This is a genomic window from Pseudomonas sp. App30 (assembly GCF_047947025.1).
Lineage (GTDB): Bacteria > Pseudomonadota > Gammaproteobacteria > Pseudomonadales > Pseudomonadaceae > Aquipseudomonas.
Genome location: NZ_CP133165.1, coordinates 409,939 through 428,806 on the forward strand (window position 1 = coordinate 409,939; position 18,868 = coordinate 428,806).

Here is an 18,868-nt window from a genome sequence, read left to right on the forward strand (position 1 = left end):
TATGCGAATCATTGAAAAAAACGGCGCACTGGTGCGCACCCTCACCCCTGCCGAGCAGGTATTGGTAGAAGGTTTCGTGCAAGGCAGCCTCGACGGGCACCGCCTGTTGCAGGCCAACCAGTGGCTGATGAAGGTGCGCGGCCAGGGCCAATGGCTGGCCTGCGACTGCCGCCAGGACGCGATGCCGGTGATGAACGTGACCCTCAACAGCAGCACCGGCACGCTGTTCCTGAAGAACAACCCGGGCACCCCGGAGCATCTTCCCGAGTGCCCGTTCATCAAGGATGACCGCGAGCCGGGCAGCAGCGCCGAGCGCGACGAGCCGCCAGCGGCCTGGCTGGCGCCGGACGTGCCGCTGCGGCTGATCGGCGAGTTCCGCCCCGCCGGCAGCGCCGAAACCGCCGGCACGGCCAACGGCGCCAGCACCCGCAAGGAGCAGCACCGCCTGCTGTCGCTGCTGGTGACGCTGATCGAGGCCTCGGGCCTCAACGTCTACGCCACCCACCTGAAGAAGGATTTGACCCAGCAGTTCGCCGACCTGCGCGGGGTGGCGGCGCGCTACCCGCTGGTGGAGCGGGTGCCGGCCAGCAACTACCTGGAAACGCGCATCGACATGAAGCACATGATGATGCTCAAGGCGCGCCTCAAGGACTCCTCGGCGTTTGGCAGCCAGCGCCGCTACGGGCTGCTGCTGGACTGCGTCAACGAGGTGCGCACGCGCAAGGTGTTCAACGGCCGCAGCGACAACGGCTTCGACTTCCAGGGCCACCATTGGCTGTGGGGTGGCGAACGCACCAGCGGGCCGTTGCTGGCCCTGGCGCTGTACTCGCCCACCACGGCGGGCAGCCAGTATTACGAGATGATCCACGTGGCCACGGTGCCGGTGCTGTCGCGGGCGCAGCTGTTCCCGGTGCTGCGCGAGGAAGAGCGCGAGCCGTTGAAGCTGCTGGTGGGGCTGATTGACTGGATGGCCGGCAAGGGTGTGCAGGTCATCATGCGCCGGCCGGTGATCGGCGGCGACGTGATGGATGAGCTGGTGCTGACCTCGGACCTGGACCGGGTGCTGTCGGTGTCGCTGATGAAACAGCCGCTGGGCCCGGAGCCCAGCAGCGAGACCTTCAAGCGCCTGGCCGACTTCAAGAGCCTGGACACCTTCCGCAAGTACGTGGCCGGCTTCTTCATGCGCGACCGCCCGTAGCAGCAACTGTCTTGTGGGAGCTGGCTTGCCAGCGAGCTTTTATGGCCCCAACAACTCGCTGGCAAGCCAGCTCCCACAGGATGTCGCTGCTACAGGGCTGCTTCGGGCGTGCGCACGGGCAGGTGCAGCTGCGCCAGCAGGTCTGCCAGCAACGCTGGCACCTCGGCCACCTGCGCCACCGCGCCGAACAGGTAGAAGTCCGGGCGCACCAGCATCGCCGTCACTCCGTGCTCCTGCATGAAGCGGTGGTACTTGCCGCTGTGGTCGACGTAACCGCCCTGCCCTTGCAGCGCCAGGCGAATCACCCGCAGGCCGAGGGCCGCCAGGGCGTCGCGCTGTTCACGACTGATCAGCGCCAGCGGGTCGCGGTCGCCAATCACCACCAGGTGGAAACCACGGCCGAACAGCTCGTCATAGCGCGCCACCACGCCGTCCACCTCGATGCTGCCATGCACCCCCAGGCTGCCGGCCAGGCCCAGCGGGCTGCCGTCGGCGGCCTTGTGGATCAGGCCACCGGTGAGGCCCGGGAACGGCGCCAGCGGCGGCACTTCGCCGGCCAGGAAAGCCCGGTCACGCTCGGCGGCGGCCTGGGGGTCGGACACGCACACCACCTTGCCCATGGCCACCGAGGCGTCGATCACCGCGCGAATCTGCGGCTTGCGCTCGGGGGTGTAGCTGTCCAGCAGGCGCTCGTCGCAGGCGCCGCGCAGCACCAGGTCCAGGCGCCACGACAGGTTCCACGCGTCGCGAATGCCCGAGCACATGCCCTGCCCCATGAACGGCGGCATCAGGTGCGCGGCATCGCCGGCCAGCAGCACCCGGCCGTTGCGCCATTTCTCGGCGATGCGCGAGCGGAACTGGTACACGGCGTGGCGCACCAGGGTCGCGGTACCCGGGTTCACCCAGGGTGCCAGCAACTCCCAGACCTTGGCGGTATCCTGCAGGTCTTCAAGGCTTTCGTGGGGCAGGCGCATGAACTCCCAGCGCCGGTAGCCCGGGCCGCCCGGCACCATGGTGGTGGGCCGCGCGGGGTTGCACCACTGGCCGATGTCCGGCACGTCGAGGGTGACCCCGGGGTTGGGCTGCAGATCCACCACCAGCCAGTCTTCCTCGAAGCCCAGGTCATGCCAGGCAATGCCCTGCTCGCGGCGCACGAAACTGTTGGCGCCGTCGGCACCGATCACGTAGCGGGCCCGCACCTGGCAGGTCGCCTCGGGGTGTTCGGCACGCGCCGCGCGCTGCATCGACAGCTCGCAGCCGCCGTCGAACTGGCGCAGCCCCACCGCCTCCCAGCCCTGGTGCACCTGCACGTTGGGCAGGGCCTTGGCACGAGCGTCGAGCACCGCTTCCAGCGCCGGCTGGTTGAACAGGTAGCCGAACGGCCCGTCGCTGATCGACTCGGCCGACCAGTCGATCTCCACCAGGGTCTGCCAGTCGGCGTTGAACCACTGGTAGCAGGCCGACGGCTGGGAGATGGGTTGCAGGTCCTGCTCCAGCCCCATCAGGCGGAAAACCCGGCGAATTTCGTGGTCATGGAACACCGCGCGCGGCAATGGGTACAGCGAGGTCCAGCGGTCATACACGGCCACGCTGTAGCCCATATTGCCCAGCAGGATCGCCAGGGTCTGGCCCACCGGGCCGTAGCCGACAATGGCCACATCAACAGTCTGGGTCATTGGCCAGCTCCTGCTTCGGTGTTGAAGATGAAGTGTTCGGGCACGTCCGGCCCCCACAGGTACAGGGAGTTTTCCGGGTGGAAATCGCCGCTCGGCCAGGTCACGCCTTCGGCGATGAAGTCCATGTCGGCCGAGTATTCGCAGAACGAGCCCCAGGGGTCGCGCACGTAGTGGAAGTAATTCGAGCCCAGGGCGTGGCGGCCGGTGCCCCAGCCGTCGTGGTAGCCGGCGCTGGCCATCTGCGCGGCGCCGACGCCCACCTGGTCGATGCTGCCCACTTCCCAGGCGGCGTGGTGCCAGCCCTTGGCGCTGCTCTTGGCGAAGGCCACCAGGTGGTGGTCGCAGCCGTGGGTGGCGTGCATGAAGGCAATGATGTCCTGGGACTTGTCCGACAGCCGCAGGCCCAGGGCCTGCTCATAGAAGTCGATGGACGCCAGCACGTCGGGGGAAAACAGCAGCACGTGGGACAACCGCGCCGGGGTGATGCGCGGCAGCTGGTCACGGGTGCCCACGCCGCGCACGCGGCCGTAAGCGCTGGTGTGCAGGGCCGTGGCCTTGCAGTTGGGCATGGTCTTGTCGCCCACCTTGATCTGCAGCAGGTTGCCGTGGGGGTCGCGGAACCAGCAGCCCACGCCGTCGCCGTCCTCGAACGTGGCGCCGGCAGCCTCGACCTGGCGGCGCAGGGCCAGGTAGTCGTGCTCATGGCAGTTGAAGCTCAGCCAGGCCAGGGCCTTGGCCACACCCGGCAGGATGCGTGCCCAGGTGCGGCCATCGCCGGCGCGCAGCAGCAACTGGCCGTCGCTGGCCTGCACGTCAAGGCCGAAGTTTTCGAAGAAATGCTGTGCCTGGGGTAAGGACGGCACATACAGCGCGTAGTGATCGATCGAATGCACGCCACGGGTTTCGCGGGTCATGATCGCCTCCGTTTATTGTTGTTTTTCGTGGCGCGGCCCTGGGTGTGGGCCGCGCCCCTGTAGCTGGGCCGGGGCCTGGGTTCAGGCCTCGTCGACCACCGGGTTGACCAGGCTGCCGATGCCTTCGATGGACACTTCCACCACGTCACCCGCCTTCAGGTACACCTTGGGGTTCATGCCGAAGCCGACGCCTGCCGGGGTGCCGCTGACGATCACGTCGCCGGCGCCCAGGGTCACGGCCTGGCTGAGGGTGGAGATGATGGTGGCGACGTCGAACAGCATGTCGCTGGTGTTCACCGACTGCACCACCTTGCCGTTGACCTTGGTCTGCAGCAGCAGGCCCTTGCCGCCTTCGGGCAGCTCGTCAGCGGTGACCAGGTCGGGGCCGAAGGCGCCGGTGTCATCAAAATTCTTGCCCACGGTCCACTGCGGCGACTTGAACTGGTACTCGCGCACCGAGCCTTCGTTGAACAGCGCGTAGCCGGCCACGTGCTTGAGCGCGTCGGCCTTGGCGATGTGGCGGCCGCCGCTTTTCAGCACCACGGCCATCTCGCCTTCGTAGTCCAGGGTGTCGGACACCTTAGGCCGTACCAGCGGCTGGTTGTGGCCGATCAGGCTGGAATTGAAGCGCGGGAACAGGGTTGGGTAGTCGGGTTGGGCGTAGGGCGATTCCTTGGTGTGGTCGGCGTAGTTCAGGCCCACGCAGACGATCTTGCCGGGTTCGCGCAGCAGCGGCAGGTAGTCGTGTTCACCCACCTCCACTACCGGGCCAGCCGCTTCGGCGCCGTAGGTGGCAAGGTCCACGCCGCGCTTGAGCAGGGCCTCCAGGGGTTCATGGCCCAGCACCCGCACGCCTGCTTCGGTGCGCACACCCAGGGTGGCCTGGCCTTGATACATGAAATGAACGTAGCGCATGGAAAAACACCTCTTGTTGTGGGTCGGCGGCCCGACCTTCGGGCGCCTGCCGATGGGGCCAAGGTAGGCCTGAAAAAATATACGGTCAACGATAATTTATATTTTTTAAGACCAAAGTCGACCAAACGCACGCTTCGACAAGCAATAGATATACATTCATGCGCAGGAATATATATTTTATGGGCGATGGGGTATGCTGTCGGCTCAGGCGACCCACACAGGAACTGGCGCACCGTGAACCTTCCCCTCCCCTGGCCCCCGGCTGCTGACAACGGCGACAAGCGCACCATGGCCTCGCAGCTCGAAGTGCGCGTGCGCCAGGACATCATCAACGGCCGGTTGGCGCCGGGCAGCAAGCTGCGGCTCAAGGAACTGGCCGAATCCTATGACGCCGGTGTCATCCCGCTGCGCGAGGCGCTGTCGCGGCTGGCGGCGATTGGTTTCATCACCGTGGAAGACCAGAAGGGTTTTCGCGTGGGGCAGATCTCTGCCGAAGAGATCCGCGACATCACCAACGCGCGGCTGCACATCGAGACCAAGGCCCTGGCCGAGTCGATTCTGCAGGGCGATGTGGAATGGGAAACCCAGCTGATCGCCGCCCACCACCGACTGGACCGGCTGGAACTGGTGGAAGGCCCCGAGCGCGCCATGCGCCCGGAATGGGAAGAGGCGCACAACGCCTTTCACAGCGCGCTGATTGCCGGCTGCCGCTCGGCCTGGCTGCAACGCTTCGCCACCACCCTGCGCGACCAGACCGCGCGCTACCGCCTGCTGGCGGTGCACTACCCTGACGCGGCCAAACGCGACATCCCCGGTGAGCACCGGCAGCTGCTGCATGCCTGCCTGAGCAAGGATGTGGGCCGCGCCTGCGAGCTGCTGCGCGCCCACTACGAAGCCACCACCCAGAGCGTGCTGGACCACGAGCGCCTGGCGCGCCGCTAGCCCGCCAGGTCGGACCCGCAGGCGCCGTGCAACCGTAGCCGCTGCCGTAGGCTGCGCTGGCCTTTATCCACGCCGCAGATCTTCAGTGAAATCACGGGCCAGCGCAGCCTGGCGGCAGCGGCTACAGACCGCGTCGGGGCCGGACGCCGCCTGCGGCAGCTGCTACGGGGCGCAGGGGATGGGTTGGTTGGCGTGCGCCTGCCATGCCGTGTCGTAGCCCTGGGCGTGGTTGGCCGCGACATGCACCACTTCCACGCAGCGGCCCTGCAGGGCTTGCAGGTAGTGGGCCGCCACGGCGGGCGGCACCACCGCGTCCTGGTCACCGACGAAGTGCCGCTGGGCGATGCCTTGCAGGCGCCGGCGGTACATCAATGGCGTGACCGCATCAGGCAGCGGGCTCAGGTGTTGCAGCGCCGTCCAATAGGCCGGGTCGAGGTTGCCCGCCAGCGTCTGCACCTGCACCACGTCATCGCGCAGGCCGGCCAGCACCAAGGCCACCGCTGCACCGCCGGAATGGCCGATCAGCTCGAACGCCTGCACGTGGTAGCGCTGTTTCAAGCTGTCCAGCGCCGCGTTCATCACCTGCATCTGCGCCCGGTCAAAACGCTGGTCGGTCCACACCGCCGCCGCGCAGCCCGGCGCCTGCACGTATTGGCAAGGTCGCGCCAGGTAGGCGCTGGGCAGTGGATCGGCGACGGCCAGCGGCACCATCAGCGAGGCGGCGGGCGTGGGGTCGGTACTGGGTTGGCTGCGCGTGGCCCAGGCATGGCCATCGCCCTCGATGTACACACGCAACCGGGAATAGGACCGCGCCGGCGGCAACAGTGCCGCCAGCGGGTAGGGACGAGTCGCCAGGGTGCCCGGCACCAGCGCCGAGCCGGCGCTGGCCTGGTCGAGATCAACCCGGCCAACACAACCGGCCAGGGCCAGCACGCACAGCAACATCGCCCATTTCATTTACATCACCTTCCGTGCAGCATCAGAAGTCATAGCGTGCCTTGAACAGCACGGTATTGGCATCGAAGCCGGTCTTGCTCTGGTAGTTGTAGCTGGCGCCCACGGTGACGGCGTTGATCTGATAGTTCAGGCCCACGCTACCCTCGTAGCTGTCACGCACCGGCGAGGCACCGCTGACCACGAACGAGGAACCACCCAGCTCGAAGCTCGAGGTCTGGTTGACGCGGTCGCCGATCAGGTCATGGTACGCCATCAGGGTAACCTCGGGCTTGAGGTTGCCACCGGCCAGCGGCAGGTCGCCGATCAAGCGCGCACCGGCACCCAGCTCGCCAATCTCGAAGCGCTGGGCACTGTTGTGCAGCGCTGCCGAAGAACCATGCTCGTCGAAGCCGTCGATCTGCACGTTGGAGTAGCGCGCGGCCACGCGTGGTTCGAACTGCACATGCTGGTTGAGGGTGAAGGTGTAGCCGGCCAGGGCGTTGAGGCTCAGCACGTCGCTGTCGTAGCTGCCCTTGGCCTGGGTGCCGGCGATGTAGCGCTTGCTGTCGTTGGCGTTGTGGCCGTAGCTCACCGAACCGTCGACGAACCATTGGTCCAGGTCCCAGCTGCCGTACAGCGTCAGCGCGTTGCCCTGCACGTCGGTCTTGTTGCCGTCGTCGGAGCCGACGTTGGTGTTCAGGTAGGAGTACGCCAGGCCCACGGTGGTGGTGGCGTTCAACTTGCCGTCGGCGCCCACGGCAATGCCGCTGGCATTGGCCGAATAACCGCTGACGCCGTCGCGGCTGTCCTGGTTCATGTTGCTGTTGAGGCCCTGCACCCACACCCCGGTGTCGCTCAGCACATCACCGGACGACTGCCCCGAGCGCAGCCCGGACACGCGGCTGAACACCGCGCTGTTGGACAGCGCCTGGCCGCTGACCGCGGCATCCACGCCACCACGGTTGACCTGCGGCGCCAGGCTCTTGGCCAGCTTCGCCAGCTGGGCTTCGTCGGAGGTGTTGGCGAACGCCTGGAACACCTTGTCGTCGCTGCTCAACTGGCCCAGCACGCTGTTCTTGAACGGGTTCAGCACGCCGCCCACCTGCTGGCTGCCCGGCTGGGTGCCCAGGTCCTGGTTGACCTGCTCGTCACTTTTCAGGGTCACCAGCGCGCTGACGGTCTGGCCGTCGACGTTGTAGCTGGCGACGTTGAGCAGCGCCGAGCTGCTGGCCACGCTCAGGCCGCCGTTGTTGATGGCGTTGGCCTTGATCAGCTGGTACTGGGTGCCGGCCGCCGTGGCGGTAAAGTCGCCAGGGTTGGCGCTGACCGTGACCTTGGAGCCCTGGGCAAAGTTGGCGTTGCCGTTGACGGTCAGGTAGGCCGTGGTGGGCACCACCCTGTCGCTCAGTTGCAGGTCGACGCCGGCGCCGTTGGCCACACTCAGGTCACCGTTGAGGGTGGTGCCCTGCTGCTTGAAGTTCAACGAGCCGCCGTTGACGGCGACGTTGCTGGCAATGGTGCCGCCCAGGTAATCAGCCTGGCCGTTGACGCTGATGCCGGTAAGGTGCTGCAGGTCGCCGGCGATGACGCCGCCGGTCCAGTTCAGGCTGGCCTGGCCGCCGCCGTCGATGGCGGTGGCGCCGCTGATCAGGCCGCCCTGCTGGTTGATGACTAGGGCCGGCGTGACGCTGCTGATGCTGATGGCGGTGCCGCCGGCGGCAATGGTGCCGGTGTTGCTGATGCCATCGGCATTGAACGTCGGCCCGTCGAGACGTACCCCGGTGCTGCCGGTGCCGCTGGCCAGGATCTGGCCGCTGTTGACCAGGCTGGCCACCGACACATTGTCGTAGATGATCACACCCTTGCTGTTCTCGCCCGTGGCCTGGATCAACCCGGTGTTCTGGATGTGCAACGGCGTGGTACGGGTCTCCAGGTCTATGCCCCTGGACTGCGAGCCCTCCACGCGAATGGTACCGCTGTTGAGCAGCACGCCGCTCAAGGTCACCGGGCGGTTGTAGTCCTCATCCAGGATCAGGCCGGTGGCATACTCACCTTCGACGTCGATGCTGCCTTTGTTGATCAGGTCGCCGCCGATGGTGGCGCCGTGCACATACATGCCTTCGGCATCGGTCGAATTGACGATGTGGATGATGCCACTGTTGATCAACGAACCCTGGATGGTCGACCGGCCGATCTCGAAGCCCTCGATGCCATCGAGATTGCTCAGCGACAGCGTACCGTTGTTGATGACGTCGCCGGTGATGTTGCTGCCAACATAGGTGTTGTTGTACAGCGGATCGGCGTCCAGCCCCAGGCCGATCAGGTCGTGGCCGCTGGTCATGGTGTAGTCGGCCTGGTTAAGCAGCGAACCCTGCAGGTTGATCTGCGCCACTCGCTCGCCATACTTGTCGGCTGCAGAGCTTTGGACACGTTGCCCGGTCAGGGTCAGGCCGTCGGTGACGGTACCGGAAAGCAGGGTGTAACCCTGGCTGACGTCGTAGGTTTGTGCCACTGCCTGGCTGGCAGCGGCGGCGCTGATAAGCAGCGCCAGCCCGGTTTTCTTGAATACGTGAGTCATGAAACATCCCTAGTACAGACTTCCTGTCACGGCGTCCTCGTGAGGCCGTGGTGTGTAGTGCCAGCGGGTTAGCGTCAGCCCGGGAAAAAACTTGAGTCAAATTGCTTACAAATCATGCCGAAGGGCCATTCCTGAAGATTTCGTCATGGGCAGCAGCGAACTTGATCCTCTCGCCAGGCCAGGGTAACCCTGACCTGGATCACAGTCAGGTGAAATTGCACCCCAGACTTTCGCCCACTACTTCCCCCGACATAAGGTTCGGTTATACTGGGCGGCGACTTCCACGCGTTGAATTCCACTTCTCCTACATTAATGTGGCCAGATCCCTGGTATCGGTCCCACTTAAAACGATCAGTCATGAAATTTATCATTCTCGCTTTATTCGTTTGCTCCATCGCCTTCGTGCACTTTCGCGGGCGCGTGCGGCACAAGTTCACGCGGCAACTGAGCGACCATTCCAGTTTCCTGGCCCCGGTCAATGCGTTCCTCTACCTGTTCTCCAAGTTGCCGGCACGCCCGTACCTGGATACCCGTGACTTCCCCGACCTTGCGCCACTGCAGCAACACTGGGAAGAAATTCGCGAAGAAGGCGTGCGGCTGATGGAAATGGGCGAGATCAAGCGCTCCGCCGGCCACGACGACGTGGGTTTCAACTCGTTCTTCAAGACTGGCTGGAAACGCTTCTACTTGAAGTGGTACGGCGAGAGCCACCCTTCGGCCAGCGAGCTGTGCCCGCGCACCACCGAACTGCTGGCCGGCATTGGCTCGGTCAAGGCCGCCATGTTCGCTGCCCTGCCGCCTGGCTCGCGCCTGGTACGCCACCGCGACCCCTACGCTGGCTCGTACCGCTACCACCTGGGCCTGGACACCCCCAACGACCCGGCCTGCTACATCAACGTGGACGGCGAGAACTACTACTGGCGCGACGGCGAGCCGGTGATGTTCGACGAGACCTACATCCACTACGCGGAAAACAAGACCGAGCAGAACCGCATCATCCTGTTCTGCGACATCGAGCGGCCGCTGAAATACCGCTGGGCCACGGCGTTCAACCGCTGGTTCAGCTTCAACGTGATGGCGGCCGCAGCGGCCCCCAACAGCGAAGGTGACAAGACCGGCGGCATCAACCGCCTGTTCAGCCGCATCTACAAGGTGCGCGAGCGCGGCAAGGCACTGAAAAAGCGCAACCGTGCCCGTTACTACGCCGAGAAATGGGCAGTGGTGGCGCTGTTCGTGCTGCTGTTCATCTATATCTGATCGCCCATGGCGCCCTTTGCAATAAAGGGCGCCGCGCAACTACTTGCAATTCACGTAACAGTCTTTTCCAACTTCAGGCCTGCACTGCACGCACCCCATCGTGTACTGTGCACCTCGATCTGATTTACCCCGCTTGTTCCGCTTAGTTGCACTTCCCTCATAATTAAAAGCCTGCTGCGCCGTGGCGGTGTGAGTGTGCCTGCCCCACTGTTTCATGGCCGCCTGATGGAGCTCCTGATGAAACCGTCGCTACTTGGCCGATATGCGCTATTCGTCTTTTGCCTGCTGTTTACCATTGCCTGCCTGCCGTTTCTGGGCGCCGGCGGCTGGCTGCTTGCCGCGTTCGCCGTGACCGCCGTGTTGAGCCTGGTGGGCATCAATGACCTGCTGCAAAGCCACCATGCCGTGCGCCGCAACTACCCCATCCTCGGCAATGTACGTTATTTGGTGGAAACCATCCGCCCGGAGATCCGCCAGTACCTGCTGGAAGGTGATGACGAACGCCTGCCCTTCTCCCGCAGCCAGCGTTCGCTGGTGTACGCACGCTCGAAAAACCAGGTGTCGGAGAAAGCCTTCGGTACCCTGACCGACGTGTACCAACCCGGTTTCGAGTTCATCAGCCACTCCATGCTGCCCAGCGACGCCTGCGACCCGGAGCAGTTCCGCGTGGTGGTCGGCGGCCCGGCCTGCCTGCAGCCCTACAGCGCCTCGGTGTTCAATATTTCCGCCATGAGCTTCGGCGCCCTGAGCGCCAACGCCATCCGCGCGCTGAACAAGGGCGCGCGCCTGGGCAACTTCGCCCACGACACCGGCGAAGGCAGCATCAGCCCCTACCACCGCGAGTTCGAGGGCGACCTGATCTGGGAAATCGGCAGCGGCTACTTCGGCTGCCGTACCCTGGACGGCCGCTTCGACCCGGTGCGCTTCGCCGACCAGGCGCGCCAGCCCCAGGTGAAGATGATCGAAATCAAGCTCAGCCAAGGCGCCAAGCCCGGCCACGGCGGCATCCTGCCGCAACACAAGGTGACCGCGGAAATTGCCCAGACCCGCGGCGTGGGCATGGACGCCGACTGCGTATCGCCGTCGCGCCACAGCGAGTTCAGCACCCCTACCGAACTGCTGGCGTTCATCGCCACCCTGCGCAAGCTGTCGGGCGGCAAGCCGGTGGGCTTCAAGTTCTGCCTGGGCCACCCCTGGGAGTTCATGGCCATCGTCAAGGCCATGCTCAAGACCGGCATCCAGCCCGACTTCATCGTCATCGACGGCAAGGAAGGCGGCACCGGCGCCGCGCCGCGCGAGTTCACCGACAACATCGGCATGCCCCTGCGCGAAGGCCTGTTGTTCGTGCACAACACCCTGGTGGGCGCAGGCTTGCGCCAGAGCATCAAGCTGGGCGCCAGCGGCAAGATCGTCAGCGCCTTCGACATCGCCAGCGTGCTGGCCATCGGCGCCGACTGGGTGAACGCTGCCCGCGGCTTCATGTTCGCCATTGGCTGCATTCAGTCGCAGAGCTGCCACACCAACAAATGCCCCACCGGCGTGGCCACCCAGGACCCGCTGCGCCAGCGCGCCCTGCACGTGCCGGACAAGGCCGAGCGGGTGCACAACTTCCACCGCAACACCTTGGCGGCCCTGGGTGAAATGCTCAGCGCGGCGGGGCTCAGCCACCCGGCGCAATTGCAGGCCAAGCACCTGGTGCGCAGGACCACCACCACCGAGGTGCGGTTGTTCTCGCAGATTCATGTGTTCCTGGCGCCGGGGGAGTTGCTGGGGGACAGCATCAGCGCGGAGTTTTATGCGCGGATGTGGCGCATGGCCAATCCGGAAAGCTTCGCGCCGGTTGTGGTTGAGGCGCCGGGCAAGGCAGAGGCGTTGCATGTCGAGGCACTGGAAGAAGCCTGACGGCGCGCCCGCGCCCCGCGCGACGGCGGTTGATTGCCTGTGACGTGCTTTTGATCTGGCTTTTGATCTGGCTTGTGATCTGGCTTTTGATCTGGCTCTTGATCTTGATTGTATGCCCCGTAAAGCGCCCGGGCCGACTGGAGGCGTCGATCAACGGGCTGCCCGAAGGGCCGAGGCCGCAGGCCGAAGAGACGGTAACCCGCAGGCTTCTATAGCGGGTGCCGTCTGCCCGTTGAGCGGCGCCGGAAGGAGGGGACCCGCAGCGCAGCGGAGGGCCCAAGCAGGGGCAAGCCCTTTTTGGTGACTTTTTGGGGCGACTGCCAAAAAGTTACTCGCCGTAAGGGCGAAACGGTCGGTGGTATCCCCGCGATAATGGATATGTTCGAAATCGCCGAAGCGGGATACCAAATCTGTGACCATATCCATTACCGAGGGAGATGCAGAATCACCTTTCCGGCCTTACGCCGGCTCACTTTTTGTCAAACGCCACAAAAAGTAAGCAAAAAAGGCTTGCCCCTGCTTGGTCCCTACGCTTCGCTGCGGGTCCCCTCCCTCCGGCGTCGCCCAAGCGGCCGACGGCCCGGAATAGAAGCGCCTCCGGTTCCGTCTTCCCCGGCTACGCCGTGGACCGCTCGGCCGACGCCTCCAGTCGGCCCTGGCGCTTTACGGGGCACACAATCAAGATCAACGGCCGCACGGGATCAAGATCAAGATCAAGATCAACAGCAGTACGCGGTGTTGTGACTGTTGCAGTATTCAGACCAGCGCAGCTGCCTGCTCTCCCCGGCTCCGCCGTGCCGCCATCCCCAGGCTAAACGCCACCAACCCCAGCAACGCCGCCGTACTGAGCACCACCGCCGCCGCCAACGCCGGATCCCGGCCAAAGCCCACGGCATAGGTACACAACGCCCCCACCGCCATCTGCCCAAACCCGTACAACCCCGCCGCCGAGCCCACCAGGTGCGCATCCACCCCCAGCGCCCGGCTCATGGCGGCCGGGCTGGCCAGGCCGGCGCCCACGGCGAACAGGCTGACCAGGCCGACAATCCAGGCCACCGACACGGCGCCGCTGGCCACCACCAGCAACAGGCTCGCGGCACTGCCCAGGCTCAACCAGGCCCCGGCCATCAGCAACCGGTCCGCCGACACGCTGCGGATCAACCGCCGCGTCAACGCATTGCCCACCGACATGCCGACGATCAACAGGCCCAGGTAAATCCCCACCTCGCTCAACGGCCGGTGCAACTCGGTACCAATGATGAACGGCGCGGCAGCGATAAAGGCGTAGATGGCGGTGGTCATGCACGCGCCACCGATGGCGAAGCCCAGGAACACCGGCGAGCGCAGCAGTTGCGTGTAGTCGCGGGCCAGGGCCCGGGCGCTGACCTGGCCGGTGGGCGAGCCGGTTTCGGGCAGCAGCCGCCAGGTGCACAGCAGGGTTACCGCGCCCAGGCTGGCCAGCACCACGAAGATCGCCCGCCAGCCCAGGTGCTCGCTGATCAGCGAGCCAATCAGCGGCGCAAAGCCGGGCCCTACCATCATCATCAGGTTGAGCATGGCCAGGTCGCGCACCGCGTCGTCCAGCTTGGCGCCGTCGCGCACGATGGCACGGCCCAGGGCCAGCCCCGCGCAGCCTCCCAGGGCTTGCACCAGGCGCGCCAGCACCAGGGTGTGGACGTCGCCGGCAAATATCGCGCAGAACCCTGCCACGGTGTACAGGCCCAGGCCCACCAGCAGCATCGGCCGGCGCCCGAGGCCATCGGACAGCGGCCCATAGGCCAGCTGCCCGAACGCCAGGCCCAGGATGTAGATGCTGATGGTGCGCTGCATGGCAGCACTGTCTACCCCCAGCGCCGTGGCGGCGGCAGGCAGTGCCGGGACGAACATGTGCATGGCCAGGGTGCCGCTGATGGTGATCAGCACCAACAGCCACAAGGGGGCGCGGGGGACGAGCGGCGAAGCGGACGTGGGCATATAGATAGCAGCCTAACTAGTAGGCTGCCAACTATAGAGAACCGCCCTCCTCCTTGTCTACGTGTCGCTTGTCGCCACTGTCACGCAGCAGGTCATAGAGGACGGTCGCGGGGCCCAGTATCGCAATCACGACCAGCGCGATCAGGCCGATAGTCGAATGGTTCATGGTCAATCCCTGCCATGCTGGCTGATGGCTCAAGAATCCTCCCAACCGCGGGACCTTGGCAACCGCTTTTACCGAGTCTTTACGCCTGTTCGTCTACCGTTCAACTGCGGTTCAATCTCCCAGGTTGCAGGCTTCGGCCATGCGGCGGTAGTTGAGCACGTGTTCCTGGTTGTGCGAGTCCAGGTAGGTCATGTGTGCGCCCACCACCTGGCAGGTCAGGGAATTGTCGGCGTTGTCGGCCAACACTTTCTGGATGTCCATGTGCTGGCCGTAGTGGTAGGTGTCCTGGATCGGGGCGGTGGCGGCCTGGGCGGCAACGGCGCCGAAGCTGGCGGCGGCGAACACGGCAATGGCGCTGATGGTTTTGATGTGCAGGTTCATGGTGGTGCCCTCAAGCATTCAATTGGCTAGTAAGGTGGCCACTGCTGTTGGGTGGCCGTGGTGCTATTGAATGCCTTGGGGGTATCTGCAATGTGTCACGCAAAGCCCCGAAAACAGGGGTTTTGCACCACTGTGTGTCTGGCGTGGCGGCAGATACACTGCAATACAAAGCCGGACAAGCAAAGGCCGTCGCGCTGGGTAGAATGCCGGCAACCGCCCAACGAGGAGCTGTCATGGAGCATGTGGACCACATTCTGATCGTCGACGACGATCGCGAGATCCGTGAGCTGGTGGGCAACTACCTGCAGAAGAACGGCCTGCGCACCAGTGTCGCCGGCGATGGCCGGCAGATGCGTGGCGTGCTTGACGACACCCCGGTGGACTTGATCGTGCTGGACATCATGATGCCGGGCGACGACGGCCTGCTGCTGTGCCGGGAGCTGCGCGCCGGCAAGCACAAGGCCATCCCGGTGCTGATGCTGACTGCCCGCAACGACGAGACCGACCGCATCATCGGCCTGGAGATGGGCGCCGACGACTACCTGACCAAGCCCTTCGCCGCTCGCGAACTGCTGGCACGCATCAACGCCGTGCTGCGCCGCACGCGCATGCTGCCGCCCAACCTGCAGGTCACGGAGGCCGGCCGGTTGCTGGCGTTCGGCCAATGGCGGCTGGACACCAGCGCCCGCCACCTGCTGGACGCCGAGGACACCCTGGTGGCCCTGAGCGGCGCCGAATACCGGCTGCTGCGGGTGTTTCTCGACCACCCGCAGCGGGTGCTCAACCGCGACCAGCTGCTGAACCTGACCCAGGGCCGCGACGCCGACCTGTTCGACCGTTCCATCGACCTGCTGGTCAGCCGCCTGCGCCAGCGCCTGCTGGATGACGCCCGCGAGCCGGCCTATATCAAGACCGTGCGCAGCGAAGGCTACGTGTTCTCCATGCCGGTGCAAGTGCTCGGGGCGCCGGCATGAGGACCTGGTTCCCGTGGCCGCGCACCCTGGCCTCGCGGCTGTCGCTGATTTTCCTCGCCGGGCTGGTGCTGGCCTATGGGCTGTCGTTCGGCGCCCAGTACTGGGAGCGCTACCTGAGCTCCGAGTCGATGATGCACAAGACCATGGAGCGCGACGTGGCCACCGGCGTGGCGATCCTCGACCACCTGCCCGCCGACCAGCGCGCCGAGTGGATACCGCGCCTGGAGCGCCAGGTGTACCGCTTCGAGCTGGGCGACGGCAGCGGCGGCCAGCCGTTGCCCGTGCAGCGCCTGCCCCACGCCGGCCAGGCCATTCTCACCGGGCTGAACAACAGCCACGGCCTGCGCTTCACCCACACGGTGGACCCGCGCGAAACCTTCCAGGCCCACCTGCGCCTGAACGACGGCACGCCGGTGACCATCGACGTACACCCCTCCTCCATGCCCATTCCCCAGTGGCTGCCGATCATGCTGCTGATCCAGCTGGCCGTGGTGTGGGCCTGCACCTGGGCCGCGGTGCGCATGGCCACCCGGCCGTTGACCCGCCTGGCCAGCGCCGCCGAGGCCCTGGACCCCAACAGCAGCGGCCAGCGCCTGGACGAAAGCGGCCCCATGGAGGTCACCCACGCGGCCTCGGCGTTCAACGCCATGCAGGACCGCATCGCCGCCTACCTCAAGGAACGCATGCAGCTGCTGGGCGCCATCAGCCACGACCTGCAGACACCGCTGACGCGCATGAAGCTGCGGGCCGAATTCATGGACGACGGCGTGGAGAAGGACAAGCTGTGGCACGACCTGAGTGAGATGGAACACCTGGTGCGCGAGGGCGTCGCCTACGCCCGCACCCTTCATGGCGCTACCGAGGCCAGCTGCCGCATCGACGTCGACGCCTTCCTGCAAAGCCTGGTGTTCGACTACCAGGACGTCAACCAACCGGTGACCCTGGCGGGCAACAGCCTGGCGCAGATCGACACCCGGCCCCAGGCGTTGCGGCGCATCCTCTCGAATCTGGTGGACAACGCCTTGAAATTTGCCGGCGACGTCAGCCTGGGCAGCGTCCGCGCCGCCGATGGCAGCGTGACCATCGACGTGCTGGACAACGGCCCCGGCATTGCCGAGGAGCAGCTGCAGGAGGTGTTCAAGCCCTTCTACCGCCTGGAAAACTCGCGCAACCGCGACACCGGCGGCACCGGCCTGGGCCTGGCCATTGCCCACCAGCTGACCCTGGCCATTGGCGGCACCCTGACCCTGAGCAACCGCACCAGCGGCGGGTTGTGCGCGCAGTTGCATTTGCCGGCCTAGGTGCCGGGACGCAGCCTGCGGCAGCTGCTACGGGGTGAATTCCCGCAGGCCGCGTCCCGGAGGCCGCACAGGTCAATCGCTCAACTGCGCCGCCAGCGCCTTGACCTTGGCCAGGTCACCGCCCGCCACTTTCGCCACGCCCGTGCCATAGGCCGGATCGGCCTTGTACAGGTACGACAGCATGATGTCCTTGCTTTCGGCATCGGTACCCGCCAGCGACTCACCAAAGCTTTGAATCAGGTCGTGCTGCTCCTTGGCGCTGTAGGAACGGTACAACTCGCCGGTCTGCTTGAAGTTCTGCTCGCGCTGGATCTTCGCCTGCTGGGTGCTGCCGCCCAGGGGCGTCTGGCTGTAGCGCGCGTTCGGGTCGGCCGGGCGTGGGTTCAGGCGGCTGGGCTCGTAATTCACCCCGCCCAGCGTGCGGCCGCTGTTCATGGCGCCGTCCTGGTTGCCGTTGTTGACCGGGTTGCGCGGCTGGTTCACCGGCAGGCTCAGGCCATTAGGGCCCAGGCGGTGCATCTGCGTGTCGGCGTAGGAGAACAGGCGGCCCTGCAGCAGGCGGTCCTCGGAGGGCTCGATGCCGGGCACCAGGTTCGACGGTGCCATGGCCACCTGCTCGGTCTCCTGGAAGTAGTTGTCGACGTTTTTGTTCAAGGTCATCTGGCCGATCTTCTGCTCGGGCACGTCGGGCCAGATCTTGGTGGCGTCCAACGGGTCGAAGTCGTACTTGGCCAGGTCCTGGGGCTTGAGCACCTGGATATACAGGTCCCACTTGGGGAAATCGCCCTGGTTGATGGCACTGACCAGGTCGTGGGTCATGTGCGCGTAGTCCTTGGCCTGCACCTGCGCCACCTGGGCCGGGTCGAGGTTCTTGATGCCCTGCAGGCTCTTCCAGTGGAACTTCACGTAGTGCACCTCGCCCTTGGCGTTCACCAGCTTGTAGGCGTGCACGCTGTTGCCGTCCATGAAGCGGTAGCCGGCCGGGGTGCCTTCGTTGGAGTACAGCAGGGTCAGGGTGCGGGTGGCCTCGGGCACGTGGGAGAAGAAATCGAAGCGGCGCGAGTCATCGTCCAGGTTGGTGCGCGGGTCGGGCTTGAAGGCGTGAACCATGTCCGGGAATTTGATGGCGTCGCGGATGAAGAAGGTCGGGAAGTTGTTACCCACCAGGTCCCAGTTGCCGTCGGCGGTGTAGAACTTGGTGGCGAAACCGCGGGGGTCGCGCAGGGTTTCGGGCGAGTGGTTGCCGTGCACCACCGACGAGAAACGCACGAACACCGGGGTGTGTTCGCCCTGGCGGAACACCGTGGCCTTGCTCAGCGCGCTGATGTTGCTGGTGGCGACGAACTCACCGTGCACCCCGGTGCCACGGGCATGCACCACGCGCTCGGGAATGCGCTCGCGGTCAAAGCGCTGGAGTTTCTGCAACAGCTGCACGTCCTGCAGCAGCGTCGGGCCGTTGGGGCCGGCGGTCTGGGAGTTCTGGTTGTCGCCCACGGCGGCGCCGTTGTCGCGGGTCAGGGTGTCGGCGAACGCCGGTGAACAGGCCAGCACGGCCCAGGCGGTCATGCTTAGGGCATGGCCAGATAAGGTCTTGATTTTCATGGTTAATCCCTCATGGATCTTATGATGTGAAGAGCCAGTAGAGCCTAGAGAGGGAGTAACCGGATGCGTAAATTGTAAGAGCCTATGGGCCTCATTGAGAAAAATTTCCTAGCCCTGTGGGAGCTGGCTTGCCAGCGAGTTTTTGCGGCGCA

General features: G+C 65.4%; 15 protein-coding genes. 6 read left to right on the forward strand and 9 right to left on the reverse strand.

The features are described from left to right. The first annotated feature begins 1 nt into the window (after window position 1). Entirely contained in the window at window positions 2-1,198 is a 1,197-nt protein-coding gene (locus tag RAM80_RS01845; RefSeq protein WP_416424531.1) for a hypothetical protein, read from the forward strand. A gap of 89 nt (window positions 1,199-1,287) precedes the next feature. On the opposite strand, the gene RAM80_RS01850 is transcribed toward RAM80_RS01845, so the two are convergent. From RAM80_RS01850 to RAM80_RS01860, 3 genes are all read right to left on the reverse strand, one after another. Beyond that, on the reverse strand, window positions 1,288-2,874 hold the full coding sequence (locus tag RAM80_RS01850) for a bifunctional 3-(3-hydroxy-phenyl)propionate/3-hydroxycinnamic acid hydroxylase (RefSeq protein WP_416424532.1): 1,587 nt from the start codon (window positions 2,872-2,874) through the stop codon (window positions 1,288-1,290). Then, window positions 2,871-3,788 (reverse strand): VOC family protein, encoded by a 918-nt coding sequence (locus RAM80_RS01855; protein ID WP_416424533.1) that lies wholly within the window; start codon window positions 3,786-3,788, stop codon window positions 2,871-2,873. Before RAM80_RS01855 ends, RAM80_RS01850 begins: the two co-directional genes overlap by 4 nt. An 81-nt stretch (window positions 3,789-3,869) precedes the next feature. After that, entirely contained in the window at window positions 3,870-4,703 is an 834-nt protein-coding gene (locus RAM80_RS01860) for a fumarylacetoacetate hydrolase family protein (protein WP_416424534.1), read from the reverse strand. Between the two features lie 234 nt (window positions 4,704-4,937). Between RAM80_RS01860 and RAM80_RS01865 the strand changes: the two genes are divergently transcribed. Further along, complete coding sequence (locus RAM80_RS01865; protein ID WP_416424535.1) at window positions 4,938-5,645, forward strand: GntR family transcriptional regulator; 708 nt, start codon at window positions 4,938-4,940, stop codon at window positions 5,643-5,645. A 162-nt stretch (window positions 5,646-5,807) separates the two neighbouring features. Here the strand turns inward: RAM80_RS01865 and RAM80_RS01870 are convergent, their stop codons facing one another. After that, window positions 5,808-6,602, reverse strand: a complete 795-nt coding sequence (locus RAM80_RS01870; RefSeq protein ID WP_416424536.1) for an alpha/beta hydrolase — start codon at window positions 6,600-6,602, stop codon at window positions 5,808-5,810. A 22-nt stretch (window positions 6,603-6,624) separates the two neighbouring features. After that, a complete protein-coding gene (locus RAM80_RS01875; RefSeq protein WP_416424537.1) occupies window positions 6,625-9,159 on the reverse strand; it encodes an autotransporter domain-containing protein in 2,535 nt (844 codons plus the stop codon). Between the two features lie 357 nt (window positions 9,160-9,516). Between RAM80_RS01875 and lpxO the strand changes: the two genes are divergently transcribed. Together lpxO and RAM80_RS01885 are read left to right on the forward strand one after the other, a co-directional pair. After that, complete coding sequence (lpxO, locus tag RAM80_RS01880) at window positions 9,517-10,416, forward strand: lipid A hydroxylase LpxO (protein ID WP_416424538.1); 900 nt, start codon at window positions 9,517-9,519, stop codon at window positions 10,414-10,416. A gap of 237 nt (window positions 10,417-10,653) precedes the next feature. After that, complete coding sequence (locus tag RAM80_RS01885) at window positions 10,654-12,318, forward strand: FMN-binding glutamate synthase family protein (protein WP_416424539.1); 1,665 nt, start codon at window positions 10,654-10,656, stop codon at window positions 12,316-12,318. Window positions 12,319-13,074: 756 nt separating this feature from the next. Here the strand turns inward: RAM80_RS01885 and RAM80_RS01890 are convergent. The 3 genes from RAM80_RS01890 to RAM80_RS01900 all read right to left on the reverse strand — a co-directional run bounded on the left by RAM80_RS01890 (window position 13,075) and on the right by RAM80_RS01900 (window position 14,839). Then, window positions 13,075-14,292 (reverse strand): multidrug effflux MFS transporter, encoded by a 1,218-nt coding sequence (locus RAM80_RS01890; RefSeq protein WP_416424540.1) that lies wholly within the window; start codon window positions 14,290-14,292, stop codon window positions 13,075-13,077. A gap of 31 nt (window positions 14,293-14,323) precedes the next feature. Continuing rightward, window positions 14,324-14,458: a hypothetical protein gene (locus tag RAM80_RS01895; protein ID WP_416424541.1), complete on the reverse strand. Its 135-nt coding sequence runs from the start codon at window positions 14,456-14,458 to the stop codon at window positions 14,324-14,326. Window positions 14,459-14,569: 111 nt separating this feature from the next. Beyond that, on the reverse strand, window positions 14,570-14,839 hold the full coding sequence (locus RAM80_RS01900; protein WP_416424542.1) for a DUF2790 domain-containing protein: 270 nt from the start codon (window positions 14,837-14,839) through the stop codon (window positions 14,570-14,572). 233 nt (window positions 14,840-15,072) lie between these two features. Here RAM80_RS01900 and RAM80_RS01905 point away from each other — a divergent pair, with 233 nt between their 5' ends. Next, window positions 15,073-15,813, forward strand: a complete 741-nt coding sequence (locus RAM80_RS01905) for a response regulator (RefSeq protein ID WP_416424543.1) — start codon at window positions 15,073-15,075, stop codon at window positions 15,811-15,813. After that, a complete protein-coding gene (locus tag RAM80_RS01910; protein WP_416424544.1) occupies window positions 15,810-17,114 on the forward strand; it encodes an ATP-binding protein in 1,305 nt (434 codons plus the stop codon). Before RAM80_RS01905 ends, RAM80_RS01910 begins: the two co-directional genes overlap by 4 nt. A gap of 72 nt (window positions 17,115-17,186) precedes the next feature. On the opposite strand, the gene katB is transcribed toward RAM80_RS01910, so the two are convergent. Next, window positions 17,187-18,680 (reverse strand): catalase KatB, encoded by a 1,494-nt coding sequence (katB, locus tag RAM80_RS01915; protein WP_416427398.1) that lies wholly within the window; start codon window positions 18,678-18,680, stop codon window positions 17,187-17,189. Window positions 18,681-18,868: the final 188 nt, after the last annotated feature.